The organism is Serinicoccus sediminis (genome assembly GCF_004153545.1).
In the GTDB taxonomy this organism is placed as follows: Bacteria; Actinomycetota; Actinomycetes; order Actinomycetales; family Dermatophilaceae; genus Ornithinicoccus; species Ornithinicoccus sediminis_A.
The window spans coordinates 37010-63322 of sequence record NZ_SDVA01000010.1 but is presented as its reverse complement, the minus strand read 5'-3'; the positions used below and the strand labels follow the sequence as shown (position 1 = coordinate 63322).

At 73.8% G+C, this 26313-nt stretch carries 23 protein-coding genes; 2 read left to right on the top strand and 21 right to left on the bottom strand.

The window, feature by feature from the left end:
• Positions 1 to 62 precede the first annotated feature (62 nt).
• Positions 63 to 710: a TIGR03085 family metal-binding protein gene (locus EUS26_RS10745; RefSeq protein ID WP_130013841.1), complete on the top strand. Its 648-nt coding sequence runs from the start codon at positions 63 to 65 to the stop codon at positions 708 to 710.
• A gap of 46 nt (positions 711 to 756) precedes the next feature.
• Complete coding sequence (locus EUS26_RS10740) at positions 757 to 1914, top strand: FUSC family protein (protein ID WP_130013840.1); 1158 nt, start codon at positions 757 to 759, stop codon at positions 1912 to 1914.
• A 40-nt stretch (positions 1915 to 1954) separates the two neighbouring features.
• On the opposite strand, the gene EUS26_RS10735 is transcribed toward EUS26_RS10740, so the two are convergent.
• The 21 genes from EUS26_RS10735 to carB form a co-directional block, all read right to left on the bottom strand.
• Positions 1955 to 2404, bottom strand: coding sequence for a PH domain-containing protein (locus tag EUS26_RS10735; RefSeq protein ID WP_130013839.1), 450 nt, complete (start codon positions 2402 to 2404; stop codon positions 1955 to 1957).
• Positions 2401 to 3126 carry a nicotinamide riboside transporter PnuC gene (pnuC, locus tag EUS26_RS10730; protein WP_130013838.1) on the bottom strand — a complete coding sequence of 242 codons (726 nt, stop codon included), beginning with the start codon at positions 3124 to 3126 and terminating at the stop codon, positions 2401 to 2403. The genes EUS26_RS10735 and pnuC overlap by 4 nt, the downstream gene beginning before the upstream one ends.
• Positions 3127 to 3141: 15 nt before the next feature.
• Positions 3142 to 3831, bottom strand: coding sequence for a ribulose-phosphate 3-epimerase (rpe, locus tag EUS26_RS10725; RefSeq protein ID WP_130013837.1), 690 nt, complete (start codon positions 3829 to 3831; stop codon positions 3142 to 3144).
• A 4-nt stretch (positions 3832 to 3835) separates the two neighbouring features.
• Entirely contained in the window at positions 3836 to 5359 is a 1524-nt protein-coding gene (locus tag EUS26_RS10720) for an RsmB/NOP family class I SAM-dependent RNA methyltransferase (RefSeq protein ID WP_130013836.1), read from the bottom strand.
• On the bottom strand, positions 5352 to 6293 hold the full coding sequence (gene fmt / locus EUS26_RS10715) for a methionyl-tRNA formyltransferase (protein ID WP_130013835.1): 942 nt from the start codon (positions 6291 to 6293) through the stop codon (positions 5352 to 5354). Before fmt ends, EUS26_RS10720 begins: the two co-directional genes overlap by 8 nt.
• A 6-nt stretch (positions 6294 to 6299) precedes the next feature.
• A complete protein-coding gene (locus tag EUS26_RS10710) occupies positions 6300 to 8153 on the bottom strand; it encodes an ABC transporter ATP-binding protein (protein ID WP_130013834.1) in 1854 nt (617 codons plus the stop codon).
• The gene (locus tag EUS26_RS10705) at positions 8153 to 9145 is read right to left on the bottom strand and encodes an ABC transporter permease (RefSeq protein WP_130013833.1); all 993 of its coding nucleotides are present in this window, start codon (positions 9143 to 9145) and stop codon (positions 8153 to 8155) included. The genes EUS26_RS10710 and EUS26_RS10705 overlap by 1 nt, the downstream gene beginning before the upstream one ends.
• Before the next feature lie 64 nt (positions 9146 to 9209).
• Positions 9210 to 10742: an ABC transporter permease gene (locus EUS26_RS10700; protein ID WP_130013832.1), complete on the bottom strand. Its 1533-nt coding sequence runs from the start codon at positions 10740 to 10742 to the stop codon at positions 9210 to 9212.
• Positions 10743 to 10988: 246 nt separating this feature from the next.
• Positions 10989 to 12854: an ABC transporter substrate-binding protein gene (locus EUS26_RS10695; protein WP_202865118.1), complete on the bottom strand. Its 1866-nt coding sequence runs from the start codon at positions 12852 to 12854 to the stop codon at positions 10989 to 10991.
• Between the two features lie 213 nt (positions 12855 to 13067).
• On the bottom strand, positions 13068 to 15143 hold the full coding sequence (locus tag EUS26_RS17550; RefSeq protein WP_165368589.1) for a primosomal protein N' family DNA-binding protein: 2076 nt from the start codon (positions 15141 to 15143) through the stop codon (positions 13068 to 13070).
• 13 nt (positions 15144 to 15156) lie between these two features.
• On the bottom strand, positions 15157 to 16371 hold the full coding sequence (gene metK, locus EUS26_RS10685; protein ID WP_130013831.1) for a methionine adenosyltransferase: 1215 nt from the start codon (positions 16369 to 16371) through the stop codon (positions 15157 to 15159).
• 44 nt (positions 16372 to 16415) lie between these two features.
• On the bottom strand, positions 16416 to 17291 hold the full coding sequence (locus tag EUS26_RS10680) for a cytochrome c oxidase assembly protein (RefSeq protein ID WP_130013830.1): 876 nt from the start codon (positions 17289 to 17291) through the stop codon (positions 16416 to 16418).
• Positions 17292 to 17297: 6 nt separating this feature from the next.
• A complete protein-coding gene (locus EUS26_RS10675) occupies positions 17298 to 17768 on the bottom strand; it encodes a DUF2243 domain-containing protein (protein ID WP_130013829.1) in 471 nt (156 codons plus the stop codon).
• A gap of 89 nt (positions 17769 to 17857) precedes the next feature.
• Entirely contained in the window at positions 17858 to 19114 is a 1257-nt protein-coding gene (coaBC, locus tag EUS26_RS10670) for a bifunctional phosphopantothenoylcysteine decarboxylase/phosphopantothenate--cysteine ligase CoaBC (RefSeq protein WP_130013828.1), read from the bottom strand.
• Between the two features lie 34 nt (positions 19115 to 19148).
• Positions 19149 to 19418 (bottom strand): DNA-directed RNA polymerase subunit omega, encoded by a 270-nt coding sequence (rpoZ, locus tag EUS26_RS10665; protein ID WP_058890998.1) that lies wholly within the window; start codon positions 19416 to 19418, stop codon positions 19149 to 19151.
• Between the two features lie 7 nt (positions 19419 to 19425).
• The gene (gene gmk / locus EUS26_RS10660; protein ID WP_420330007.1) at positions 19426 to 19974 is read right to left on the bottom strand and encodes a guanylate kinase; all 549 of its coding nucleotides are present in this window, start codon (positions 19972 to 19974) and stop codon (positions 19426 to 19428) included.
• Positions 19975 to 20024: 50 nt separating this feature from the next.
• Positions 20025 to 20342 (bottom strand): integration host factor, actinobacterial type, encoded by a 318-nt coding sequence (mihF, locus tag EUS26_RS10655; protein ID WP_130013826.1) that lies wholly within the window; start codon positions 20340 to 20342, stop codon positions 20025 to 20027.
• A 140-nt stretch (positions 20343 to 20482) separates the two neighbouring features.
• Positions 20483 to 21352, bottom strand: a complete 870-nt coding sequence (gene pyrF / locus EUS26_RS10650; RefSeq protein WP_130013825.1) for an orotidine-5'-phosphate decarboxylase — start codon at positions 21350 to 21352, stop codon at positions 20483 to 20485.
• On the bottom strand, positions 21349 to 22179 hold the full coding sequence (locus EUS26_RS10645) for a nitronate monooxygenase (protein WP_130013824.1): 831 nt from the start codon (positions 22177 to 22179) through the stop codon (positions 21349 to 21351). The genes pyrF and EUS26_RS10645 overlap by 4 nt, the downstream gene beginning before the upstream one ends.
• On the bottom strand, positions 22166 to 22981 hold the full coding sequence (locus tag EUS26_RS10640; protein WP_130013823.1) for an iron-sulfur cluster-binding protein: 816 nt from the start codon (positions 22979 to 22981) through the stop codon (positions 22166 to 22168). Before EUS26_RS10640 ends, EUS26_RS10645 begins: the two co-directional genes overlap by 14 nt.
• Positions 22971 to 26312 (bottom strand): carbamoyl-phosphate synthase large subunit, encoded by a 3342-nt coding sequence (carB, locus tag EUS26_RS10635; protein WP_130013822.1) that lies wholly within the window; start codon positions 26310 to 26312, stop codon positions 22971 to 22973. The genes EUS26_RS10640 and carB overlap by 11 nt, the downstream gene beginning before the upstream one ends.
• Position 26313 lies beyond the last annotated feature (1 nt).

Here is a 26313-nt window from a genome sequence, read left to right as displayed (position 1 = left end):
GAGTGAACTCACCCATCCAACCACGCGTGCCCGACAGACCTTCCCGTGGTTCGATGACAGGTATGCCGCACTCCCCCGACGTCCTGCGCGACCTGGTCGCGACCACCGCCACCCGGCTCGGCCCGGACGCCCCCACCCTGTGCGACCCGTGGACGGTCCGGGACCTGCTCGGCCACCTCGTGGTCCGCGAGTCGCGGGTCGACGCGCTCCCCGGCGTCGGTCTGCCGGTGCCGGCCCTGCAGCGGCACACCCAGCGGCTGCAGGACCGGGCCGCCGGGCGACCCTTCGACGAGCTCGTCGAGACGGTGCGCGGCGGCCCTGCACCCTGGTGGCCGACCCGGCTGCGGGCCGTCGACCGTGCGGTCAACACCGCCGAGCTCAGCATCCACCTCGAGGACATGGCCCGGGCGCAGCCGGGCTGGGAGCCGACCCCGCTGCCCGCCGCGACCCAGGAGCAGCTGTGGGGGACCTTGCGCGGCACCGGCCGCCTGCTCTACCGCTCGGCGCCCTGCGGTGTCGTCGCCGTCGCACCGGGGCACGGGCGGGTGCCGCTGCGGCGGCCCCCCGAGGGCACCGGATCGGTGGTCCTCACCGGGGCCCCGCTGGAGCTGCTGCTGCACGCCTTCGGGCGCGAGCGGGTCGCGCGGGTCGAGGCGGAGGGGGCGGAGCGGGACCTGGACGCCCTCGCCCGGCACCGGCGCAGCGCCTGACCGCCGAGCGCGGGCGCCCGGGCCCGGGTTCGGTCACACTGGACCCATGAGCAGTGCCCGCGAGCACGCCCGCGCCGCGGGCCACGTCGTGCTGGACCCGCTGCGCGAGGAGATCAGCACCAGCGCCACCCGCACCCGCCTCCGGCGTCTGCGGGCCCGGGCCTGGCTCATCCTGCAGGCCGCCACCGGCGCGGTCCTCGCCTGGTTCATCGCGCACGACCTGCTGGGGCACCCGCTGCCCTTCTTCGCCCCCATCACCGCGATGGTCTGCCTGGGTATCACCTACGGGGACAGGGTGCGCCGCATCGCCGAGCTCACCGTCGGCGTCGCCATCGGGGTCGCCATCGGTGACGTCTTCGTGCACGCCTTCGGCACCGGCCTGTGGCAGATCTTCGCGGTCTGCGTCGTGGCCATGTCGCTGGCGGTCCTGGCCGGGGCGGGCCAGCTGCTCATGATGCAGGCCGGCATCCAGGGGGTCATCATCACCACCCTCGTCGCGGGCGACGGCGAGGCGTTCAGCCGGTGGCTGGACGCGGCGGTGGGCGGGGCCGTCGCCCTCACCATCGCCATGCTGGCGCCCGTCCGCTCCACCACGCAGCGACCCCGGGAGCGCATCATCGCCCTGGTGGGCCACCTGGCGGAGGTCCTCACCGACACCGCGCAGGCCCTGCGCAACCGGGACGAGGGCCGGGCCACCCGGGCCCTGGCGACGGCCCGCGGCCTCTCGGCCGAGATGAAGGCGCTGCAGGACGCGACGGCGGAGGCGGCCGCGGCGGCCCGACTGGCCCCCCTGCTCTCCGGAGCGCACCGCGCGGAGGTGCTCGAGATCCAGGGGCTGCTGCAGCCCCTGGACCTGGCCATCCGCAACGTCCGGGTGCTGGCGCGCCGGGCCGAGTCGGCCGTGGGCAACCGGGAGTTCGTGCCCGACTCCTACACCGACATGGTGGAGGGTCTGGCCGAGGCGGCCGCCGTGCTGCAGGAGCAGCTCGCCCGCCGCGCGCCGCTCGGTGCGGCTCAGGAGGACCTGGTGCACCTGGCCCGGCAGTCGACCTGGGGCCACTCCCGGGCCGGCCTGTCGGCCGAGGTGCTGCGGGCCCAGGTGCGCTCCACGGTCGTCGACCTGCTCGTGCTCTCCGGCATGACGGTGCAGGAGGCCCGGCGCCGCGTCCCCCCCACCCGCGACGAGATCGACCCCACCGGCTGAGCCGAGGTCGACGACCGGGGAACCGCGACCGGACCAGCTCTCAGCGGTGGTGGTGCTCGACGAGCGCGGCCAGCCGGGCCGCCTCCCGCCGGGCCCGGGCGCCGTCCGCACGCTGGATCGCCATGACGGCCAGCTCGTCGGTGTCGTCGAGCTCCAGCACGACCCAGGGCGAGCCGCCGGAGAAGCCGACATTGACCACCTGCGCCCAGTCCAGCTGGTGGCGCTGGACCAGGTTCACGACGAGCAGGCCGGAGGGGCTCGGCACCGCGCGGATGAGGGCGTACCGCCACAGGAAGGCGCCCATGGCCAGCCCGAAACCGGCGATGAAGGCACGGTTCAGCACCGACATCGCGGCGCCCGAGCCGGCGTAGGACGGGCCGAGCACGGCGATGAGGCCGAAGACCACGACCGAGGCGATCGCGGCCGCCCGGGCGACCCGCGCGCCGGTGACCGGGCGGAAGGGGGCGTAGGGGTCCTGCTGGGCGCTCACGACGGCACCTCCTGCCGCTCGGGGGGCGGGCCGCCCCCGGTGACCGCCTCCTGTGGTGCCTCGTCCCGGGCGGCGGCCCGCCAGACGACGAACCCCCACAGGACGAGCCCTCCGTACACCGCATACATGACCGCGGACGGGTAGTAGCCGGAGTGCCACAGCAACGGGACCCCGACGAGGTCGACCGCGATCCAGACCAGCCAGAAGTCGACCCAGCCGCGGGCCATGGCGTAGGTCGCCAGCATCGACCCGACGAAGATCCACGCGTCGGTCCAGTAGTACCAGCGGGGGGCCGGCCAGCCGGCGCCCACCTGCGCGAAGACCCCCTGGGCGAGCACGACGAGCAGCGCCGCGCCCAGCAGGTATGCCGTCCGCTCGGCCCGCGTGGCCCAGCGCGGGGTGATCGCGGGGGCACCCTTGGCGCGACCGCGGCGGGAGCGCTGCCAGCGCCACCAGCCGTAGACGCTGGTCGCGATGAAGAAGACCTGGCGGGCGGCCTGGCCGAAGAGGCTGTGCTCCTGCGGGTTGGCGAACCAGACGCCCATGAAGACGGTGAAGAGCAGCAGGTTGCCGATGATGCCGACCGGCCAGGCCCAGACGGTGCGGCGCATCCCGAGCACGGCCGAGGCGAAGCCGAAGCCGTTGCCGACCACCTCGCGCCAGGCGACGCTCTGGCCGAGGACCGTGAGCTCGGCGTAGAAGAGGTCGTTCCAGGTGTCCACGGTCAGCGGCCCCCGTCAGCCACAGAGGTGGCTCCGGGCGCGGTCCCGCAGGTCGGCGATCGCCGCGGGCACGTCGTCGGCGCCGTAGACGGCCGAGCCGGCGACGAACACGTCGGCGCCCGCCTCCGCGCAGCGCCCGATGGTCTCGGCGGACACGCCCCCGTCGACCTGCACCCAGATCTCGCTCCCCCGGCGCCGGACGGCCTCGCGCACGGCGCGCACCTTGGCGAGCTGGTCGGCCATGAAGGACTGGCCGCCGAAGCCGGGCTCCACGGTCATGACGAGCACCATGTCCACCTCGCCCAGCAGCTCCTCGTAGGGCGCGAACGCGGTGTCGGGCTTGATGGCGACGGCGGCCCGGGCACCGGCGGCACGGATGGACCGCGCCGTCGCGACCGGGTCCGCCGCCGCCTCCACGTGGAAGGTGACCGAGCCCGCGCCGGCCTCGGCGTAGTCCGCCGCCCAGCGGTCGGGGTCCTCGATCATGAGGTGGCAGTCCAGCGGCACCGGGCTCACCGCGGCCAGCGCCTCCACGACCGGCAGCCCCAGGGTGAGGTTGGGCACGAAGTGGTTGTCCATGACGTCGACGTGCGCCCAGTCCGCGGTCTCGATCCGACCCAGCTCGTCCGCGAGGTGGGCGAAGTCGGAGGCGAGGATCGACGGGCTGATCCGCGGGACGAGGGACGTGGACGATGGCGAGGACATGGCGTCAGCCTAACGAGCGCCCGGGCAGCCGCAGCAGGGCCACGAACATCCCGTCGGTGCCGTGCAGGTGTGGCCACAGCTGGGCCGACGGCCCGGGCCCGAGGCCGGTGAGGGGCTCCCCCGCGCGGTCGAGCAGCAGCGGGCGCACGTCGACCTGCTCCACGCCGGGATGCCGCTTGAGGACGTCGCGCACGACGAGCTCGGTCTCGGCCAGGTGCGGCGAGCAGGTGGCGTAGGCGACCAGGCCGCCCGGCCGGGTGGCCTGGAGGGCCGAGCCGAGCAGCTCGCGCTGCAGCGGCCCGAGGGTCGTGAGGTCCTGCGGGCTGCGCCGCCACCGCGCCTCCGGGCGCCGCCGCAGGGCCCCGAGCCCGGTGCACGGCGCGTCGACGAGGACCCGGTCGTAGGTCCCCGGCTGCGCCGCACCCACCTCCCGGCCGTCCCCGACGGTGACCTCGACCCGGGCGCCCGCGTGGACCGGCCCGACGAGGGTATGCCGCACCAGCTCGGCCCGGTGCTCGCTGACCTCGTTGGCCCGCAGCGACGCCCCCGCACCGGCCGCGAGGGCCGCGAGCAGCCCCGCCTTGCCCCCGGGCCCGGCGCACAGGTCGAGCCACTGCTCGTCGGGGCCGTCCAGCGGCGCGGAGGCCAGGGCGAGCGTGAGGAGCTGGGAGCCGGCGTCCTGCACGGCGGCCCGCCCCTCCCGGACCGCGGCGAGCGCGCCGGGGTCGCCCTGGGGCAGCTCCCACGCGGTCGGCGCGACCGGGGCGGGCCGCGCACCGACCTCCCCCAGCTCGCCGTCGGCCCCCAGCCCGGGCCGCGCCACCAGGGTGAGCGGACCCGGCGTGTTGTGCGCGGCCAGCAGCCGCCCCAGCTCGGCGTCGCCGACCTCCGCCCCCCGGGACGACACCAGCGCCGCCCGCAGCGCCCGGACGACCCACTCGGGGTGGGAGTGCTCCAGGGCCAGCCGGGCGACCGGGTCGTCGACCGGCTCGACCAGCCGGGCCACCCAGTCGTCCCGGTCCTGCTCGCTCACCCTGCGCAGCACGGCGTTGACGAAACCGGCCGCGCCCTGACCGACCTGCTCACGCGCGAGGGCGACGGTGGCGCTGACGGCGGCGTGGTCGGGCACCCGCATGCCGAGCAGCTGGTGCGCGCCGAGCCGGAGGACCGTGAGCACCGGTCCGTCGATCTCCGCGGCCGGCCGGCTCGCGGCGCTCTCCACGACCGCGTCGTAGAGCCCCTGCAGGCGCAGGGTCCCGTAGGTCAGCTCGGTGGCGAAGGCAGCGTCCCGGCCCCCCAGCCCGGCCGAGCGGAGCGCCCCGGGCAGGACCAGGTTGGCGAAGGCCTCGTCGGTGTCGACCTGGCGCAGCACCCGGAACGCGACGGCCCGCGCCGGGTCGGCGTGCCGTGCCCGCTGGGCCGGGGTCTGCGCGGAGCGGCGCCGCGGGCCTCGCCGCTGTCCGGACCCACCGGAGCCACCGGAGCGCCCTTGCCGGTCGCCGCCGGGCCGGCGTCGCGGCTCAGGCATCGAAGACCGCCCCCGGCTGCAGCCGGGCGCCGCGGGCCCAGTCGGTGGCCGGCATGGCCCGCTTGCCGGGGGCCTGCACCTCGCCGAGACGCACCGGGGAGCTGCCGGTGCCGACGAGCACGGCGCGCCGGCCGACGCTGATCTGCCCCGGCTGCAGGGCCGGGTCCTCCGCGCCCGCATCGTCCGCCGGGGTCACCGGGCCGAGCTTGACCCGGTCGGCGCCCAGGGTGGTCCAGGCGCCGGGGTCCGGCGTGCAGGCGCGGACCAGCCGGTCCACCGCGAAGGCCGGCAGCCGCCACGGCACCCGGGCGTCGTCCACGTCGATCTTGGGCGCGAGGCTGACCCCCTCGGCGGGCTGCGGCACCGGCTGGACGGCACCCTCCTCGAGGGCGTCGAGGGTCGAGACGAGCAGCCGGGCACCGGCCTGCGCGAGACGCTCCAGCAGCTCCCCCGCGGTGTCCCTCGGTCGCACGGTCTCGGTGAGCCGCCCGAGCACCGGCCCGGTGTCCAGACCCTCCTCGAGCCGGAACGTCACTGCGCCGGTGACGTCGTCGCCGGCGCGCAGGGCGTGCTGCACGGGCGCCGCGCCGCGCCAGGCGGGCAGCAGCGAGAAGTGCAGGTTGACCCACCCGTGCTCGGGCAGCGTCAGCAGCTCAGGCGGCACGAGCAGTCCGTAGGCGACGACCGGGCACGCGTCCGGGGCCCAGTCGTGGACCTGCTGCACCGCCTCGGGGTCGCGCAGCGACCGGGGCGTCACGACGGGGATCCCCGCCTCCTGCGCGACCTCGCGCACCGGGGAGGGCCGCATCCCGCGTCCACGACCCGCTCGCGCATCGGGCCGGGTGAGCACGCCCGCCACCTGGTGCCGAGAGGCCAGGACGGCGCGCAGGCTGGGGACCGCGGCCGCCGGGGTGCCGGCGAAGACGACGCGCACCCGGGCTCAGCGGCGGGTCGTGCCGTCGGTGCGGCCGTCGTCGTCGACCTCGACGACCTGGGCCTCGCCCTTGGCCTGGGCCGCCGACTGGTGGAACTGCTCGCCGTCGACCTTGAGCTCGACGATCTCCTCGCCCTGCTCCCGCAGCAGCTCGTGCCGCTCACGGCGGCGCCGGCCCTGCTCGACCGGGTCGGGCACCGGCGCGGCCGCGATGAGCCGCTGGGTGTAGTCCTGCTGGGGGTTCTCCATGATCTGCTCGCGCGGCCCGGCCTCGACGACCTTGCCGTTCTGCAGGACGACCACCTTGTGCGCCAGCAGGTCGATGACCGCGAGGTCGTGGCTGATGAAGAGGCAGGCGAAGCCGAACTGCTCCTGCAGGTCGGAGAAGATCTTCAGCACCCTGGCCTGGACGGACACGTCGAGGGCCGAGGTGGGCTCGTCGGCCACCAGCAGCTCGGGATCGAGGGTGAGGGCCCGGGCCACCGAGATGCGCTGCCGCTGCCCCCCGGAGACCTCGTGCGGGTACCGGTTGTAGACCTCGCGCGGCAGCTGCACGGCGTCGAGCAGCTCGTAGACCTTGTCCTCCCGGGACTTGCGGCTGCCGACCTTGTGCACGACGAGCGGCTCGGCGATGCACTCCCCGATCGGCAGCCGCGGGTTCAGCGAGGCCGCCGGGTCCTGGAAGATGACGCCGATCCGCTTGCGCAGCGGCTTGAGGGCCGACCGCTTCATACCGGTGATGTTCTCGCCGAGCAGCCGGAACTCGCCGGAGGCGGCGGGGATGAGCCCGAGGGCACACCGGCCGATGGTGCTCTTGCCAGAGCCGGACTCCCCGACCAGCCCGACGATCTCGCCCTGGCGCACGTCGAAGCTGACGTCGTCGACGGCGCGGAAGGGCGCCTTGCCGAGCCGCTGGTACTCGATGACGAGGTTCTTCAGCTCGATGGCCAGGGGCGCGTCGGCGTCGACCTCCTCCTTGACGCTGATGCCCATCTGGCCACGTCCGTGGCCCATCCGGGGCACCGAGCCGAGCAGCATCTTGGTGTACTCGTGGTTGGGGTGGAGCAGCACCTCCTCGACGGTGCCGCGCTCGACGATCTCGCCCTTGAACATCACGGCCACCCGGTCGGCCATGTCGGCGACGACCCCCATGTTGTGCGTGATGAGCAGGATGCCGGTGTTGAGCTTGTCCTTGAGCGAGCGGAGCAGGTCGAGGATGTCGGCCTGCACGGTGACGTCGAGGGCCGTGGTCGGCTCGTCGGCGATGATGACCTTGGGGTCGCAGCTGATGGCGATGGCGATGACCACGCGCTGACGCTGGCCTCCGGAGAGCTCGTGCGGGTACTTCTTCATCTGGCGCTCGGGCTCGGGGATGCCGACCATGCCGAGCAGCTCGATGGCCCGGCTCCAGGCGGTCGCGCCGCGGGCCACGCCGTGCAGCTCCATCGACTCGACCATCTGCGTGCCGATGGTCAGCACGGGGTTGAGCGCGGTCATCGGCTCCTGGAACACCATGGCGACGTCGTTGCCGCGCAGGCGGCGCATGCTCGACTCCTTGAGCCGGCCGACCTCCTTGCCGGCGACGTCGACCTGGCCACCGATGGTCGCGTTGCGCGGCAGCAGCCGCATGGCGGTCATCGAGGTGACCGACTTGCCCGAGCCGGACTCGCCGACGAGGGCGACCACCTCCCCGGGCCGCACCTTGAGGTCCACGCCCTTGACGGCGTGCACGCTGCCGAACTCGGTCGAGAAGCGCACGTCGACGTCGCTGAAGCCGAGGACCACCTCCTCGTCGCCGGTCGGCGTGCCGGAGCCGGTGTAGACCGGCTGTCCTGAGTCGCTCTGCGTCGTCGTCGTCACTAGTCGGCCGTCCTGTTCTGCCGGGGGTCGAAGGCGTCGCGCAGGCCGTCACCGAGGAAGTTCACGGACAAGGCGATCGCCAGGATCATGAGGCCGGGCCACCAGAAGAGCCACGGCCGGGTGAGGAAGGCGTTCTGGTAGGTCGAGATCAGCAGCCCGAGCGAGGTGTCCGGCGCCTGCACCCCGTAGCCGAGGAACGACAACGCCGACTCGAGCAGGATCGTCGCCGCGATGGCCAGCGTGGCGCTGACGATGATGGTGCCGACCGTGTTGGGCAGGATGTGCTTGAAGATGATCCGCCACGGGCCGGTGCCGATCGCCTCGGCGGCGGTGACGAACTCGCGCTCCCTCAGGGAGAGGACCTCGCCGCGCACCAGGCGCGCCAGGCCGGTCCAGGTGAGCAGGCTGAGCATGAGCGCCAGCCACCAGATGCCCTCGGCCATCTTGCCCACCACCGCGGCCAGGACCAGCAGGGGGATGATGATGAACAGGTCGGTGACCCGCATGAGGATGGCCTCGACCCACCCCCGGAAGAAGCCGGCGACCGCCCCGATGATCGTCCCGATGATGGTCGACAGCAGCCCGACGGCGAACGCCACGATGAGCGAGCGCTGGGTGCCGCGCATGGTCAGGGCGAAGTAGTCCTTGCCGATGGTGTCCTGCCCGAAGGGGTGCTCGCCGATCTGGAAGGGCCACAGCTGCATCGTGGGCCGCCCGCCGTCGACCGTGGCCCCGGCGTCGTAGAACGTCTTGTCCCACCAGTTCGGGATGATGCCGTAACCGATGGAGGTGAAGGCCATGACGGTGACGAAGACCAGCACGAAGAGCGAGACCATGGCGCCCTTGTGCCGGAAGAACCGGCGCACGACCAGCTGTCCCTGGGAGTAGGACTTCTGGCTCAGGTCGATCTGCTTCTCGACCGAGTAGGCCTCCTCCACCGGGCTGGCGACCGGGGTGGGGTCCGGCTCGTCCGGGCGCTTGCTGTCGGTCATCGAACGATCCTCAGGTCGGTGGGAAGGGTCGGGAGGGTAGCCGCTGCCAGCGACCGGCTGCGGCTCACCGCCGGATCCGCGGGTCGAGGGACGCGTAGGCGATGTCGGCCAGCATGTTCATCATCACCGCGGCGCCGCCCGCGACGAGGTAGTAGGCCATCACCGGGTTGGGATCGACCGTGTCGAGTCCCAGCCGGAACATCGCGCCGAGCCCGCGCCAGCCGAAGATCGTCTCGGTGATGACCGCGCCGCCCAGGAGGGCGGCGAAGTCGAAGGCCACGATGGTCGTGATGGGGATGAGCGCGTTGCGCAGGGCGTGCTTGGTGAACACCACCCGGTCCGAGAGACCCTTGGAGCGCGCGGTGCGGATGTAGTCCTGGTTGATGGTCTCCAGCATGGAGCCGCGGGTGTAGCGGCTGTAGGAGGCGATGGAGATCAGGGTCAGCACGATGGTGGGGAGCACGAGCTGTACCCCCCAGTTGAAGATGCTCTCCCAGAAGTCACCGGTGAACCGCTCGGGGATGATGCGGTTCTCCCCGATGGTGCTGACCGGGCGGTTGCCGGCCAGCTCGAGGAACCCGGCCCACCCCCGCAGGAGGCGGTCCATGAAGATGAGGAACGCCATCCCCAACGCGGTGCCCACGCTGACGACCATCGCGGTGCGCCGCTCGTAACCGCCCATGACCCAGCCGACGGCAGCCCCCACGAGCACGGTGACGCCGACGAGCGCGAGGATCACCCACCAGTTGGCCGGGTCCTCCAGGACCGGGCCGAGGACGACGTACGACACCAGCCCCAGGCCGATGGTGACGAGCCCGGCGTACAGGATCTTGCGGTTGGCCAGGCCGACCGTCATGACGAGCATGAAGCCGAGCGCCCCCAGCGCTCCCACCAGGATGAGCGGCAGCCCGAGGGCGGGCTGGACCCACCAGTTGACCTCATCGAAGGCGAAGACGAAGCCGAAGACCACCACGAAGGTGATGAGCCCGGTCACCAGCTGCCGGCGCAGCCCTCCCCCGAGCAGTGACGCCAGGGCGAGGGCGAACAGCAGCGCGACGACGGCTGTCGCGGTGGTGGAGACCGCCGGGTCGGCGATCCAGTTGTTGAACCGGATGGCGCCGAAGTCCTTGAGGAGCACGGCCGCCCAGAAGACCGGCAACGAGTAGAAGAGGAAGGCCCCGAAGGTGATGACGTAGTCGAACCCGGAGTACTGCCGGATGGCCGAGAGGACGCCCAGGGCCACACCGATGAAGATGGCCAGGAAGGTGGCGACGGTCACCAGCCGGAGGCTCGCTCCGGCCGACGAGAGCAGCAGGGCGTTGACGTCGGAGCCGTCCCGGGTCGTGCCGAGGTCGCACTGCAGCACGAAGCACTTGCTCACCCCGGTGAGCCACCCCAGGTAGCGCTGCCACCACGGCAGGTCCAGCCCCATGTTGTTGATGCGCGCCTGCATGAGCTGCTCGCGGTTCTCGGCCCGGGACTCGCGCAGGTCCTGCAGCGGGTCGGCCGAGTTGATCGTCAGGACGTACATCAGCACGGAGCCCAGGAACAGGATCAGCGTCGAGATCGCGATCCTGCGGAGGATGAATTGGAGCACGGGGTTTCAACCTTTGCGGTGAGGGTCCACGGCGGTGTGACGGACTGCCCGCAGACTCTAACCCCTGACGCTGAGTCGGGGCTACGGCAACCTGGGCGGCGTGTCGCGGGTCTTCTGTCCTGTGCGAGCCGGACGGGACCCGGGGCAGGGTGGGGACATGCCAGGGGCGGGAGGGCATGATGCCCTCCCGCCCCTCAGCGTGGCGGTCGACGGTACGAGGCGGTGCTCACCGTGACCTGAGGCGGCTCAGCTGGCGCGGACCCACTGGTCGGCGTTCCAGGAGACACCGGTCTGGACCGAGGTCGGCCGGACGTTCTCCAGGGTGCTGTCGTAGCCGACGATGCCCGGGTGGGTGAACAGCGGGATGCCGTACAGCTCGTCCCACAGCGCCTTCTCGATGACCTTCAGCTGCTCCATGTGGACCTCGGGGTCGACCGAGCTGGCCAGGGTGTCCCAGGCGGCGTCGACCTCCTCGTTGGAGAAGCCGCCGAAGTTCTGCGAGCCACCGGTCGAGTAGATCGGCTCACCCGAGGCGATCTGGCCCGAGCCGGCCCAGGCGAACAGCGCGACCTCCCAGTCGCCGGACTCCAGCGTGCCACCGGCCTCGAAGAAGTCCGGGTTGCCGGCGTCGACGATGTTGAAGCCGGCCTCGTCGCACGAGGACTTGATCTGGGCGACCTGCTCGGTGCGGCGCTGGTTGGGCGCCGAGTAGCCGATGCGGACCTCGGGGTTGTCCAGGCCGGCCTCCTCGAGCTTGGCCGAGGCGCCCTCGATGTCGACCTCGTCGTAACGGCCGTCGTAGGACGCGTCCACGAGCTCCTGGTAGTCCTCCATGAACGGGAAGCGCTCGCGGGCGTTGAGCACCTGGGCGTCCTCGGCGATCGGCGCGATGAGGTTGTCGATGATGTTCTGCCGCGGGACGCACATGGCGAACGCCTCACGGGCGGCCAGGCCACCGTTCTCGTCGCTGAAGACCGAGCTCTCGGCGAAGTTGAAGTCCAGGTGCTCCCAGGTCATCTGCTGGTTGTCCTCGACCGCGACCATGTCGCCCATGCCCTCGAGCTGCTGGCGGGTGTCGACCGTGGCCTGCGGCTCGATGACGTTGATGTCACCGTTCTGCAGAGCCTGGACGTGGGTCTCCGGGGCGGCGAACTTGTAGACCAGGTTGCCGGTCGCCGGCATCGGGCCGAAGAAGTTCTCGTTCGGCACCAGCGCGAGCTGGTTGCCGCTCTCCCAGGCCGCGCCCTCGAGGGTGTACGGGCCCGAGGAGGGCACCAGCGCCTCGTCCTCGACCTGGTAGTTCGGGAACAGCCAGCCGGTGTTCCAGAACTCGGACACCTGCGAGACCGTCTCGGCGTCGCCGTCGAGGATCGCCTGGGCGAGCTCGTCCGGCTCCAGGCCGGCCTGCTCGGCCGCGACGTGCGCCGGCAGCGGACCGGAGACCGCGATCTCCCAGTCCGGGTAGGGCTCGGGGTAGACGACGGTGAACTCCTTGGAGCCCGGCTCGGTCTCGAGACCCTCGGTGGCGTAGGTCGACCAGGTCGAGACCGGGTCGAAGCCGAGCTCCTCGGCGCCACCCATGGACTCGGGGTTGGTCGACGCCCAGTCGAGCAGGAAGTCGTTGGAGGTGATGGGGGTCCCGTCGGACCACACCGCGTCGTCGGAGATCGTGTACTCGACGGTCAGCGGGTCGTCGGAGGTCTTCTCGTAGGAGCCGAACCACTCGTTCGGGTAGATGGTGCCGTCGGTGCCCCAGTACCAGAAGCCGGACTGCAGCTGGTTGTTGACGACCGCGTTGTAGGTCGAGTTCGTCGCCGCGGTGTTGCCGTTGTAGGCGTTGTACTCCTCGGCACCGCTGGAGAAGGAGACCGAGTCGTCGTTGGGGGTGACGTCACCCAGGTCGGCGCGGGCGGTGTCGCCCTCCTCGCCGCCCATGTCCTCGGAGTCCTCCGAGCCCTCGCCGGAGTCACCGGTCTCCCCGGACATGTCCTCCTCGCCGCCGCCGCCCTCGGCCGCGGTGTCGGAGTCCTCCGACCCGGAGTCGGACGTGCAGCCGGCCAGCGCCAGGGCACCGGCGGCCACGACGGCCATGGTCGCGCGCCTGATCTTCAATGTTCCTCCTAGTGAATGGGCGTCTCGCGGGGGTGGACCGTCGTGGTCCACCGCATGCTCTGGTGACGCACCGGGGGGGGTTGCAGATGCAACTTAGGCACGCGGCTGCGCCCGACGCCACCACCGTGCCCACACGGTGACGCGATCGTTACCCTTTTGAGACTTCCGTAGGACTGACGCCACGTCAAGTGCCGCACGGCCTGCCGTGGGCCCTCAGACCGCCCCGTCGGCGTCCATCCGGATGCGCACGACGTCCTGCGCCTTGCGGGCGCTGCGGTCGGCCCGAACCGCCCGGACCGCCCGTGCGGCCTCCCCCGTGCCCTGCCGCAGCGTGGCCCGCACCCGCGGCTGCGGGTCCGTGTCCGGGCCGTCGTCGGAACGCAGGGTCCCGAGCAGGTGCAGGCCCGCCGCGACCAGCGTCCGGCCCACCTCGTCGACCGCGCCGGTCGGTCCGGAGACCTCGACGTGCCGCACGAGCGGGGGAAGGCCGAGCTCGGCGCGGTCGGCGAGCTCCCGGTCCGCCAGCCACGCCGGGTCCCAGCGCACCAGAGCCTCCACCGCCGGGACGGACCCGTGCGGGGGGACGCCGCAGAGGACGACCCCGACCGCGCGACGCCCCTGCGTGGTCGCCGGGCGGGCCAGGGCCGCGGCCCCGCACCACCGGCGCAGCGCCTCCTGGGCCGCGTCGAGCGAGGCCCGCTCCAGCAGCCGCCAGCCGTCCACGAGGACCACCGCGGCATAGCCCGCCGGGCACCACGGCTCGGCACCGGGGGTCGCGACGACGAGGGCGGGTGCCCCGTCCACCTCGTCCACGACGTGGTCGCCGCCGGAGGACACCACCCGCGTGCCGGGGAAGGCCCGGCCCAGCTCCTCCGCGGTGCGCCGGTCCCCCACCCCGGTCGTCCGCCGCCGCCGCGAGCCGCACTCCTCGCAGGGGTGGTCCGCGGCGAGCTCGGTGCCGCACCACCGGCAGGACGCCGCGGACCGGCGGTCGCCCGCCCCCACCGGGCCGTGGCAGACCCCGCACCGCAGCCGGGCGCGGCAGTCCTGGCAGGCCAGCCCCAGGACATACCCCTGCCGGGGCACCTGCACGAGGACCGGGCCGCGCTCGAGCCCGGACCGCAACGCCCGCACGGCCACGCCCGGCAGCCGTGCGGTGCGGGCGGCGGCGTCGCGGTCCTCCTGGTGCCCCTCGCCGCCCACCACCACGCTGGGCGCCTGCTGGCGCAGCACGTCGTGCGCGGCGACCACCGTCGCCAGCTCCCCGTCCGCGACCCGGCGCTGCACGGCGACGCTGCGGGTGAACCCGCCGAGCAGCAGCCCGGCGCCCTGGTCGCGGGCGCGGAGGCGCAACGTCTCGCGGGCGTGCGGGTAGGGCGCCCGCGGTTCCTGGTGCAGGTCGTCCCCCTCGTCCCAGCAGACCACCAGCCCGAGGTCGCGCACGGGGGCGAAGGCACTGGCCCGGGTGCCCACGACCACCCTCGCGTGGCCGCGCAACGCCCGCAGGAAGGCGGCGTAGCGGGCCTCCGGCCCCAGGTCCGCGGTGAGCCGCACCACCTCCTGCTCCCCCACGGCGTCGACGATCGCGGGCAGCACCCGCTCCACGTCGCGTCGGTCCGGCAGCACGACCAGGGACCCCCGCCCGCCGAGCAGCGTCTCCCGGACCGCGGCGGCGACGGCACGGGGCCAGTCGCCCTCGGGCGGCATGCCGGGCAGGGCCAGCCAGGCCGCGGCCGGCGCCTCGCCGGCCCGGAGCCGGCGCAGCAGAGCCGCGCCCGCGGGGTAGGGCGCCCACACCTGCTCCCACCCGCCGTCGGGCAGCCGCCGGTCGGCCGCCTCGCCGGCCGGGGGCACCGAGCGCTCCGCGCGGGCGTGCCGCGGCGGCACGGCGAGCCGCACCGTGTCGGCCAGGGTGCCGCCGTAGTGGTCGGCGACCTGCCGGGCCAGCGCCAGCACCTCGGGTGTCAGCACCGGTTCCGGGCTGACGACCGAGCGCAACGGGGCCAGGCGGCCGGTGTGCTCGGCCGTCGAGGTCCGCGACAGCAGGAACCCGTCGTGGTCCCGGCCGGCGAAGCGGACCCGGACCCGGACGCCGGGACGGGCGGTCTGCGCGAGGTCGGCCGGCACGGCGTACTCGAACGGCCGGTCGAGGTGGGCGAGCGGGGTGTCCACCAGCACGGTGGCCACCGGGTCCTCTGCTGCCAGGGGCACGTCGGACGCGGGGGTGCGCGCGCGCCGGCGGGGGGCGCCGCCGGTGGGCGCGGGGACCAGCTCGAGCTGCTCGCTCATCCCGCCCGGCGTCTCAGACCGCGGAGCGCAGCGCGTCCACGCGGTCCAGCCGCTCCCAGGTGAAGCCGTCGACCAGCCCCGGAGCCTGGGTCCGGCCGAAGTGGCCGTAGGCCGCGGTGGGACGGTAGATGGGACGCAGGAGGTCGAGCTGGTCGACGAGGGCGGCGGGACGCAGGTCGAACACCTGGGTCACGGCCCGCTGGATCGACTCCACGGGCACGCTCTCGGTCCCGAAGGTCTCGACGTAGAGCCCGACCGGGTGGGGGTAGCCGATGGCGTAGGCCACCTGGATCTCGCACCGCCGGGCCAGCCCGGCGGCCACGACGTTCTTGGCCACCCAGCGCATGGCGTAGGCCGCGCTGCGGTCGACCTTGGACGGGTCCTTGCCGGAGAACGCCCCGCCACCGTGCCGGGCCATGCCGCCGTAGGTGTCGACGATGACCTTGCGGCCGGTGAGCCCGGCGTCGCCCATCGGACCGCCGATGGTGAAGACGCCGGTCGGGTTGACGAGCATGCGGTAGCCGTCGGTCTTGAGCTGGACGCCCGCCTCGTGCGCCTGCTCCAGCACCGGGGTGATGACGCGTTCGCGGATGTCCGGGGTGAGCTGGTCGGCCAGGTCGATGCCGGTCGCGTGCTGGGTGGACAGCACGACGGTGTCCAGCCGCACGGCGGTGTCCCCGTCGTAGGCGATGGTGACCTGCGTCTTGCCGTCCGGCCGCAGGTAGTCGAGCTCACCGCTCCTGCGGACGGCGGCCAGCTGCTCGGCCAGGCGGTGGGCGAGGAAGGCGGGGAGGGGCATGAGCTCGGGGGTGTCGTCGCAGGCGTAGCCGAACATGAGGCCCTGGTCTCCCGCGCCCTGCTGGTCGTAGGGGTCGGCGTCGGTCGACCCCCGGCTGAGCACCGCGTCGTCCACCCCGGTGGCGATGTCGATCGACTGGTCGCCGATGGAGATCTCCACCCCGCAGGTGCGGCCGTCGAAACCCTTGTGCGAGTTGTCGTAGCCGATGTCCAGGATGGTCTGCCGCACGAGCTGCGCGATGTTGGCGTAGCCCTGGGTGCGCACCTCGCCGGCCACGTGCACCAGCCCGGTCGTCACCATGGTCTCCACCGCGACCCGCGACTGCGGGTCCTGGGCCAGCAGGTCGTCGAGGATGGCGTCGCTGATCTGGTCGCAGATCTTGTCGGGGTGGCCCTCGGTCACGGACTCCGAGGTGAACAGGCGGATCATGCACGACTCCTTCGGGGCAGCGGCTGCTGACTGACCCGGTGAGTCTACGGGTCACCCCGGACAGGCCCCGGACGGTTCGGCGCTGCGGGGACGAGGGTGGAGCGCAGGGCGCCTCGGGGCCGCACGGAGACGTACCAGCCGTGCAGGAGGAGCACGATGAGCAGGACGTCCACGACGTCGCCGCCGTAGTACATCAGCTGGGCGCCCGTGCGGCCGTCGACGGCCTCGACCCCGGCCGGAGGGTGGGCGTAGAGCCACCGGGCCAGGACCGAGTGCGCCGCGACGAAGCCGACCAGCACGCCCGAGCGGACGACGACCGAGGACCGGTGCGGGTCCGGGTCCACCCCGACGAGGGACGCGGTGAAGGCGTAGCCCCACACCAGGACGTGGGCGTGCACCAGCGCGTGCACCAGGACGGAGCCGTGCATGAGCGGATAGAGGCCGGTGGTGTAGAGCACCCACAGGCCTCCCGCGCTCATGATGCCGGCCACCACGGGCTGCGTCGCGACCCGCACGGGCACGGTGCGCAGCAGGCGCGTCAGACGCCGCGCGCCGGTCACCGGGAGGGCGCGCAGCGCCAGGGTCACCGGCGCGCCGAGCACCAGCAGCAGCGGCGCGAGCATCCCGACCAGCAGGTGCGCCGCCATGTGCGCGGTGAAGCTGGTGCGCGCGGCCGTGGCGACCGGGCCCACGAGCCCGGCACCGGCACAGAGCACCCCGGCGGACCAGCAGAGGGTCCGCCGTGCCGGCCAGGCACGACGGGTCCCGGCCGCCCGTCGGGCCACGGCGTAGCCGACGAGGGCCACCCCCAGGGCGAGGAGCACGAGCACCTCGGCGACCTCCCAGCCGCCGACCGGGACCGAAGACGTCGGACCGTCGCCGTCGCCGTGGTCGTGGCCGTGCTGGTGGTCGTGCTGCACGGCGGTTCAGGAGGAGGAACGGGTGGTCGCGGCCCGGTGCCGGACCAGCAGGCCGACGACCATCAGCAGCACCGCGGACCCGATCCACGTCACGTCGTAGGGCAGGAGGTCCACGCCGTACCGGATCTGGTGGATGCCCAGCAGCTTGTGGCTGACCACCCCGTCGACGAGCTGGAAGAACCCCACCCCCGCGACCACCGCGCCCGCCCACCGGGCCCACCCCACCTCGGCCCGGCGGCGCACGTCAGCGAGCAGGAACAGGCCCCAGACGGTGATGAACCACCCGACGGCGTGGAAGAAGCCGTCGGCGGTGAGGGCCACCCGCGTCGTCGACAGGTCGTAGAAGTGGTGCCACTGCAGCACCAGGTGGAAGAGGAACAGGTCGATCACCGACGCCGCGATCCCGCACCCGAAGAGGAAGCCGGACAGGTCGGTGCGGCGGCCCAGGTGCGGCCCGGTGTCGTCGACGCGGCTCATGCCCCCATCGTCGCCCGGCACCGCGGCGTCGGCGCGCTCGACGGCCAGGGCCCGGGCCTCCTGCGTGCGGCTGGCCGGCAGAGCGGCGCTCAGCCCGCCTCGGGTCGCTCACCCAGGGCTGGCGCGACGTGGTCCCAGATGGCCCGGGCGACCAGCGCCTTGGTGGTCGGTCCGACGGTGTCCGCCTCGGCCTCACCGGGGTGCAGCAGGTGGACGGTCGTGTCGTCCCGGCCGAAGGTCTTGTCCGTCCCCACCTCGTTGGCGACGAGCAGGTCGCAGCCCTTGCGCTCCAGCTTGGCCCGCGCCAACGACAGGACGTCGCCGGTGGCGTCACCGGTCTCCGCGGCGAAACCGACGAGGTAGGGGCGGGGGCTGCCCCCGCGCCCCGCGACGAGCGTGGCCAGGACGTCCGGGTTGCGGACCAGCTCGATGACGGGCGCGTCCGGCTCGCCCGTCCCGTGCGTCTTCTTGATCTTGGACTCGGCGTAGGCGGCGGGCCGGAAGTCGGCGACCGCGGCCGCCATGACGACCGCGTCGACGGACCGGTCGCGCACGAGCCCCTCGACCGCCTCCTGCAGCTCCAGCGCGCTCCCGACCTCGACGACGTCGCACCCGGCCGGTGCGCCGAGCGAGACGTTGGCGCTCACCAGGCTGACCCTGGCGCCCCGTGCGGCCGCCTCCGCGGCGATCGCGTACCCCTGCTTGCCCGAGGACCGGTTGCCGAGGAAGCGGACCGGGTCGAGCGGCTCACGGGTCCCGCCGGCGGTCACGACGACGTGCCGGCCCTCGAGGTCACCGGGCTCCCGGCGGTCCTGGTCCCCCTCCCCCACGGCGGCGAGCGCGGCGGCCACGATGTCCTGCGGCTCCGGGAGCCGTCCCGGGCCGGTGTCGGCGCCCGTCAGCCGCCCGGAGGCAGGCTCGACGACGTGCACCCCCCGCGCCCGCAGGGTCTCGACGTTGGCCGCGGTGGCCGCGTGCAACCACATCTCGGTATGCATGGCCGGGGCCAGCACCACGGGACACCGCGCGGTGAGCAGCGTCGAGGTGAGCAGGTCGTCCGCGAGGCCGTGGGCCGCCCGCGCCAGCAGGTCGGCGGTGGCGGGGGCGACGACCACGAGATCGGCCTGCTGGCCCAGCCGCACGTGCGGCACCTGCGGGACGTCCTCCCAGACCGAGCTGGCCACGGAGCGTCCGCTGAGCGCCTCCCAGGTGGGGGCACCCACGAAGCGCAGCGCCGACGCGGTCGGCACCACGGTGACCTCGTGACCGGCCTCGGTCAGCAGCCGCAGGACCGAGCACGCCTTGTAGGCGGCGATGCCTCCCGCGACGCCCAGGACCACACGCATACGGTCGACGTCCCTCCCCGGCCCGAGGCCCGGGTCAGCTCTCGGGAGAGCTGGTGTGCAGCTTGCCCTGGTCGATCTCGTGCAGGGCGATGGACAGCGGCTTGTCGGTGGCCTCGGCCTCGACGAGCGGGCCGACGTACTCCAGCAGGCCCTCGCTCAGCTGGGAGTAGTAGGCGTTGATCTGCCGGGCGCGCTTCGCGGCGTAGATGACCAGCGCGTACTTGCTGTCGGCGCGCTGCAGCAGGCTGTCGATGGGCGGGTTGGTGATGCCGTCGGGGTGGGCGATGGTGCCGGTTCCACTCACGTTCGTCTCAGTCCTTCGTTCGGGGGTCGACCATCAATGATACGAGTTCCTCGGCGGCCCGGGCGACATCGTCGTTGACGATGGTCACGTCGAACTCCTCGGCCGCCGCCAGCTCGGTGCGCGCGGTCGCCAGCCGGGCGGTCCGCTCGGCCTCCGTCTCGGTGCCGCGGCCCACGAGCCGGTGCACCAGCTCCTCCCAGCTGGGCGGGGCCAGGAAGACGAAGAGGGCCTGCGGCATGGCCGACCGGACCTGCCGGGCCCCCTGCAGGTCGATCTCCAGCATCGTCGGCCGCCCCTGCGCCAGGGCCTGCTCGACCGGTCCCCGCGGGGTGCCGTACCGGGCGCGACCGTGGACGGTGGCCGACTCCAGCAGCTGGCCCGAGGTCTCGAGCCGGTCGAACTCGCCGTCGTCGACGAAGAAGTAGTGGCGTCCCTCCTCCTCGCCGGGGCGAGGCGTGCGGGTGGTCGCCGAGACCGAGAGCCACACCTCCGGGTAGTGCTCGCGGACGTAGCTGGCCACCGTGCCCTTGCCGACCGCCGTCGGCCCGGCCAGCACGACCAGCCTGCGCTCCTGGCCCGTCCCCCCGGCAGGCGCCGCCGCGGTGCTCAGCGGCCGTCGAAGTGGTCGAGCAGGTGGTGCACCTGGTTGGCGCCCAGCCCCCGGACGCGCCGGCTCTCGGAGATGCCGATCTCCTCCATGAGCTGGCGCGCGCGCACCCGCCCGACGCCGGGCATCGACTCCAGCAGGGCCGAGACCTTCATCTTGCCGATGACGTCGTTCTCCTTGCCCTCGGCGATGACGTCCTTGAGGGAGCCCTGGGAGTTCTTCAGGCGGTTCTTGACGGCTGCGCGCTCACGTCGGGCGGCAGCAGCCTTGGCCAGCGCGTCGGCGCGCTGCTCCGGCGTCAGCTCGGGAAGGGCCACGGTCCTACTCCTTGTCATCCAGTGCCAGGGAACCCTGGTGCGGACGAACATAGCGACCCTCCCCCCGCCGTGCCAACCCGCAGCCCCCGGGTGGGCCGGCGGGACGGCCCGTCGGCGCGGACGCCGGTCGTCCGGGCCCGTCAGCCGCGGCCCAGGGCGCTCGCCAGCCGGTCGGTCCAGCGGGCGACCTCGCCCGCCACGCCTGCCGGCCCGGCACCCAGCACCCCGCGGGAGACGGGGACCAGCACCCGGTCGCGGACCGCGGCGAAGGAGCGGGCGACGTCGTGCTCGTCCGCCCCCTGCGCGCCCACCCCGGGCGCGAGGACCGGGGCGAGGGAGTCGCCCAGCCCCAGCTCCTCGCCGGAGAGGTCGACGGTGGCGCCGACGACCACGCCGACGTCGCCGCACGGCTCCTGACCGGTGTTGTCGCGCCCGACGGAGGACAGGACCCGGGCGGCCACGGTGGGCCGCCCGACCGACTGCACCTGCGCGGCCTCGGCGTTCGAGGTGCGCACCAGCACGAAGACGCCCCGGCCGGAGCCGGCGGCCAGGTCCAGCGCCGGTCGCAGCGCGTCGTAGCCGAGGTAGGGGCTGACGGTGAGGGCGTCCGCGGCCAGGGGGGCGCCGTCCTCGAGGTAGGCCTGCGCGTAGCCCTGCATGGTGGTGCCGATGTCACCGCGCTTGGCGTCGAGCACGGTGAGCAGCCCTCGCTGCCGGGCCTGGGCCAGCACGTCCTCCAGGACCGCGACGCCCGCGGCGCCGTGCCGCTCGAAGAACGCCGACTGCGGCTTCACCGCGGCGCACCGGCCGGCGGCCGCGTCCAGGACGACCGCGCAGAACTCGTGCAGCCCCTCCGCCGAGTCCGGCAGGCCCCAGGCACCGAGCAGCTCGCGGTGCGGGTCGATCCCCACGCAGAGCGGCCCGTGCTCGGCCAGGGCCCGGTGCAGGCGCACGCCGAACCTGTCCCCACCGACCGGCGCGGGGCGGCTCGTGTCGTCGACGTGGGTCATCCGTGGTCCTCCTGGTCGTCAGGTCGGGCACCGGGACGCTCGGTCCCGGTGAGGTCGTCGAGCACGGCCCACAGCAGGGTGGGGTCGGCCCACAGCGCCGTGCCCAGCTGGACGGCGCGCGCCCCCTCCCGCAGCACGGCCCCCGCCGAGGGCGCGTCGTGGACGCCCCCGGCCGCGACGAGCGGCACGGCGGGCCAGCGCTGCTCGTCCGCGGCCTGCGCCAGGGTCCGGACGCCGGCGCGGCTCGTCGCGGCCGTGGAGGAGCCCGCCCACCAGCGGCCGCCACCCAGCGGGACCGACCCGCACACGACGACGGCCCCCGCCCCGCCCGCGACCGCGCCGCGGGCGCAGCCGACGAGGTCGGGCTGCAGCGCCGACAACGGGGCGAGGAGGAGCAGGTCGCGGGGGGTCTCCTCACGGACCCGGGCGAGCACCCTGAGGCAGTGCTGGTCGTCGGCGCCACGAAGGTCCACCTCGACGGCCGCGACGGCGTCGCCCTCGAGCCCCCGGCACAGCCGCCCGGCGAGGGTGGCGGGCTCGCCCGGCGTGGTGCCGCGCACCGCCAGCACGGCCCGCAGGTCGCGGGTGGCGCACCAGCGCAGCCGGTCCACCGCCTCGACGAGCCCGATGCCGGGCGCCTCGTCGTGCTCGACACCACCCGGGCCCATGCCGTGCACCTGCGCGCTCCGGCCGCCACCCGGACCGCCGACGACCGGCCCGACGGGCACCAGCACCGACCCGAGGTCGCCGAACCGCAGCAGCCCCCGGGGGTCGTCGATCGCCCCCGCCGCGACCCAGACCGGGGGCAGGCGGTCACCGCGCCGCATCGAGCACCTGCTCACCGGGCACGACCGGACCCTCCAGGCACGGCCGCAGCGGCCGCGGCCCACCCGGGCCGGCGGGCCTCAGGTCGCACTGCCCGCACAGCCCGGTGCCGCACAGCAGGGGCTCGTCCAGGTCGAGGGCGCTCACCCGCACCGGACGGCCCGCTCCCACGGCGACCTGCGCGACCTGCCGGACCGGACCGCGGGGCCCGGCGGCATACACCACCCCGACGCGCGGCTCCTGCTCCAGCACCTCGAGCGTCACCCGCGCGAGGTCCTGCTCGGTCGTGAGGCGCACCGAGGCCGCCTGGCGGCGCAGCGCGGCCACCTCGAAGAGCCCGTCCGGCTCGGGCGCCGAGAGCACGAGGTGCACCGGGCAGCCCCTGGCCCGCAGCCGCGACGTCAGCCAGCGCAGCGGGACCGTCGACCCGCCGTGACCCACCACCAGCGCCGGGACGGGGTCCGTCGGGACACCGAACCCCCGGCCCAGCGGACCGACCAGGCGCAGCCGCCGCCCCACCTCCCAGCCGGCTCCCGCGGGCACCGCGACCTCCACCGCCGTGCCGTGCACCGGGTCCACGGTGACGTCGGCCAGCCAGAGCAGCCGGGGCAGCACCTCGCCGCGTGCGGGGCTGCCGGGCAGCACCAGGAGCTGACCGGGCCGCGCCGACGCCCAGCCCGGCGCGGCCGGCACCGCGAGGCTGACGACGTCGTAGGCACCGGCGGCCCGCGCCAGGGTCACGACGGCGGTCCGGACCGGGCCGCCCGACCCGCGGTCGGTCATCGCCCCCCGCTCAGCGCTCACCCGCGCGTCCGTAGAGGTCCAGCCGGGCCGCGTGCTCCTGCAGCGGCGCCACCGACAACGGCCCGGAGCGCATGGCCTCGATGCCGAGCACGGCGACCGCGAGCTGCTGGACCGTGGTGATGATCGGCTTGTCCAGCGAGGTCGTCGCAGCCCGGATGGCATACCCGTCCGCGCGCGCGTCGCGGCCCGAGGGGGTGTTGATGACCATGTCGACCTCGCCGGCGCCGATCCGGTCCACGATGGTGCGGACCGAGCCGTCCCCACGGGCCTCGCTGTGCTTGTGCACGACCTCCGCCGGTATGCCGTTGCGCCGCAGCACGTCTGCCGTCCCCTCGGTGGCCAGCACCGAGAAGCCGAGGTCGACCAGCCGCTTGACCGGGAAGATCATCGAGCGCTTGTCGCGGTTGGCCACCGAGACGAAGACGGTGCCCCCGGTGGGCAGGCTGGACCCGGCCCGCAGCTGGCTCTTGGCGAAGGCCGAGCCGAAGGACGCGTCGATGCCCATGACCTCGCCGGTCGAGCGCATCTCCGGCCCGAGGATAGAGTCGATGGCCTCCCCCGTCTGGGTGCGGAAGCGGCGGAAGGGCAGGATCGCCTCCTTCACCGAGAACGGCGCGTGCCCGGGCAGCGACCCGCCGTCGGCGCCGGCCGGGAGCACGCCCTCCTCGCGCAGCTGCTGCACCGAGGTCCCGAGCATGACGCGAGCCGCGGCCTGGGCGAGGGGGACCCCGGTCGCCTTGGCGACGAAGGGCACGGTGCGGCTGGCCCGGGGGTTGGCCTCGAGGACGTAGAGCACGTCCTGGCTCAGCGCGAACTGCACGTTGATGAGGCCGCGCACCCCGATCGCCTCGGCGAGCGCCCGGGTGGCGGACCGGACGGCGTCCAGCTCCGAGCGCCCGAGGGTGAACGGCGGGAGCACGCACGCGGAGTCGCCGGAGTGGATGCCGGCCTCCTCGATGTGCTCCATGATCCCGCCGACGTAGAGGTCGGTCCCGTCGTAGAGCGCGTCGACGTCGATCTCGACGGCGGTGTCCAGGAAGCGGTCGATGAGCACGGGGTGCGCGACCTCGTCGGGGGTGACCGCCGTGGCCCGCGCGACGTAGGAGGCGAGCGACTCCTCGTCGTAGACGATCTGCATACCCCGGCCGCCCAGGACGTAGGAGGGCCGCACCAGCACCGGGAAGCCGATCTCCCGGGCGACCTCCAGCGCGTCGTCGACGGAGTATGCGGTGCCGTGCCGGGGCGCGCTCAGCCCCGTCTGCGCGAGCACCCGGCCGAAGGCCCCGCGGTCCTCGGCGAGGTGGATGGCCTCCGGGGAGGTCCCGACGACCGGCACCCCCTCGGCCTTGAGCGCCGCGGCCAGACCCAGGGGGGTCTGCCCGCCGAGCTGCACGACGACCCCGGCCACCGGCCCGGCCTGCCGCTCGGCGTGCACGACCTCGAGGACGTCCTCGAGGGTGAGCGGCTCGAAGTAGAGCCGGCTCGAGGTGTCGTAGTCGGTCGAGACCGTCTCCGGGTTGCAGTTCACCATGACGGTGTCGAAGCCGTGCTCGCGCAGGGTGAGCGAGGCGTGCACGCAGGAGTAGTCGAACTCGATGCCCTGGCCGATCCGGTTCGGGCCCGAGCCGAGGATGATGACGGCCGGCCGCTCCCGCGGGAGCACCTCGGTCTCCTCGTCGTAGGAGGAGTAGTGGTAGGGCGTGGTCGCCTCGAACTCCCCGGCGCAGGTGTCGACGGTCTTGTAGACGGGGCGCACGCCCAGCGCCTGCCGCACCCCGCGCACGACGCCCTCGGCGAGCCCGGTGAGCTGCGCCAGCTGCGGGTCGGAGAACCCGTGCCGCTTGGCCAGCCGCAGCAGCTCGGGGGTGAGCTGGCCCCCGGAGACCGAGCGCGCCTGCGTCCGGACCAGCTCGGCGATCTCGTTGATCGCCGCGATCTGGTCGAGGAACCAGGGGTCGATGCCGGTCGCCTCGTGGGCCTCCTCGACGGTGGCCCCTCCGCGCAGCGCCTGCTGCACCAGGACCAGGCGCCCGTCGGTGGGGGTGGCCGCCTGCCGGAGCAGCGCCAAGGCCATCTCGCGGGTGGGCGCCTCGTCCTCACGCCAGTGGAAGCTGGTGTGCCGGGCCTCGGTCGAGCGCAGCGCCTTCTGCAGCGCCTCGGTGAAGTTGCGGCCCAGGGCCATCGCCTCCCCCACCGACTTCATCGTCGTCGTCAGGGTGGGGTCGGCCAGCGGGAACTTCTCGAAGGCGAAGCGCGGCACCTTGACGACGACGTAGTCGAGGCTGGGCTCGAAGCTGGCCGGGGTCTTCTGGGTGATGTCGTTGGGCACCTCGTCGAGGGTGTAGCCCAGCGCCATCTTCGCGGCGATCTTGGCGATGGGGAACCCGGTCGCCTTGGAGGCCAGCGCCGAGGAGCGGGAGACCCGCGGGTTCATCTCGATGACGATGATGCGCCCGTCCTGCGGGTTGACGGCGAACTGGATGTTGCAGCCGCCGGTGTCGACCCCCACCTCCCGGATGACCGCGATGCCGATGTCGCGCAACCGCTGGTACTCCCGGTCGGTCAGCGTCATCGCCGGGGCGACGGTGATGGAGTCCCCGGTGTGCACCCCCATGGGGTCGAGGTTCTCGATGGAGCAGACGACCACGACGTTGTCGGCGCGGTCGCGCATGACCTCGAGCTCGTACTCCTTCCACCCCAGGATCGACTCCTCGAGGAGCACCTCGGTGGTGGGGCTGTCCTGCAGCCCGGCCCCCGCGATGCGGCGCAGGCTGCCCTCGTCGAAGGCGAAGCCCGAGCCCAGGCCGCCCATGGTGAAGGAGGGGCGCACGACGACCGGGTAGCCGAGCTCGTCCGCCGCGGCGAGCACCTCGTCCATGGTGTGGCAGATCGCCGACCGGGCCGACTCGGCCCCGCAGCGTTCGACGACGCCCTTGAACGCCTGCCGGTCCTCGCCCAGCTGGATGGCCTCGACGTTGGCGCCGATGAGGGGGGCCCCGTGGCGCTCCAGCGCCCCGGACTCGTGCAGGGCGATGGCCGTGTTGAGCGCCGTCTGCCCGCCGAGGGTGGCGAGCACGGCGTCCGGGCGCTCCCGCTCGATGATCGACTCGACGATCTCGGGGGTGATCGGCTCGACGTAGGTCGCGTCGGCCACGCCCGGGTCGGTCATGATCGTGGCCGGGTTGGAGTTGACCAGGATGACCCGGACCCCCTCCTCGCGGAGCACCCGGCAGGCCTGGGTGCCGGAGTAGTCGAACTCGGCCGCCTGGCCGATGACGATCGGGCCGGACCCGATCACCAGCACGCTGCTGATGTCGTCACGCTTGGGCACG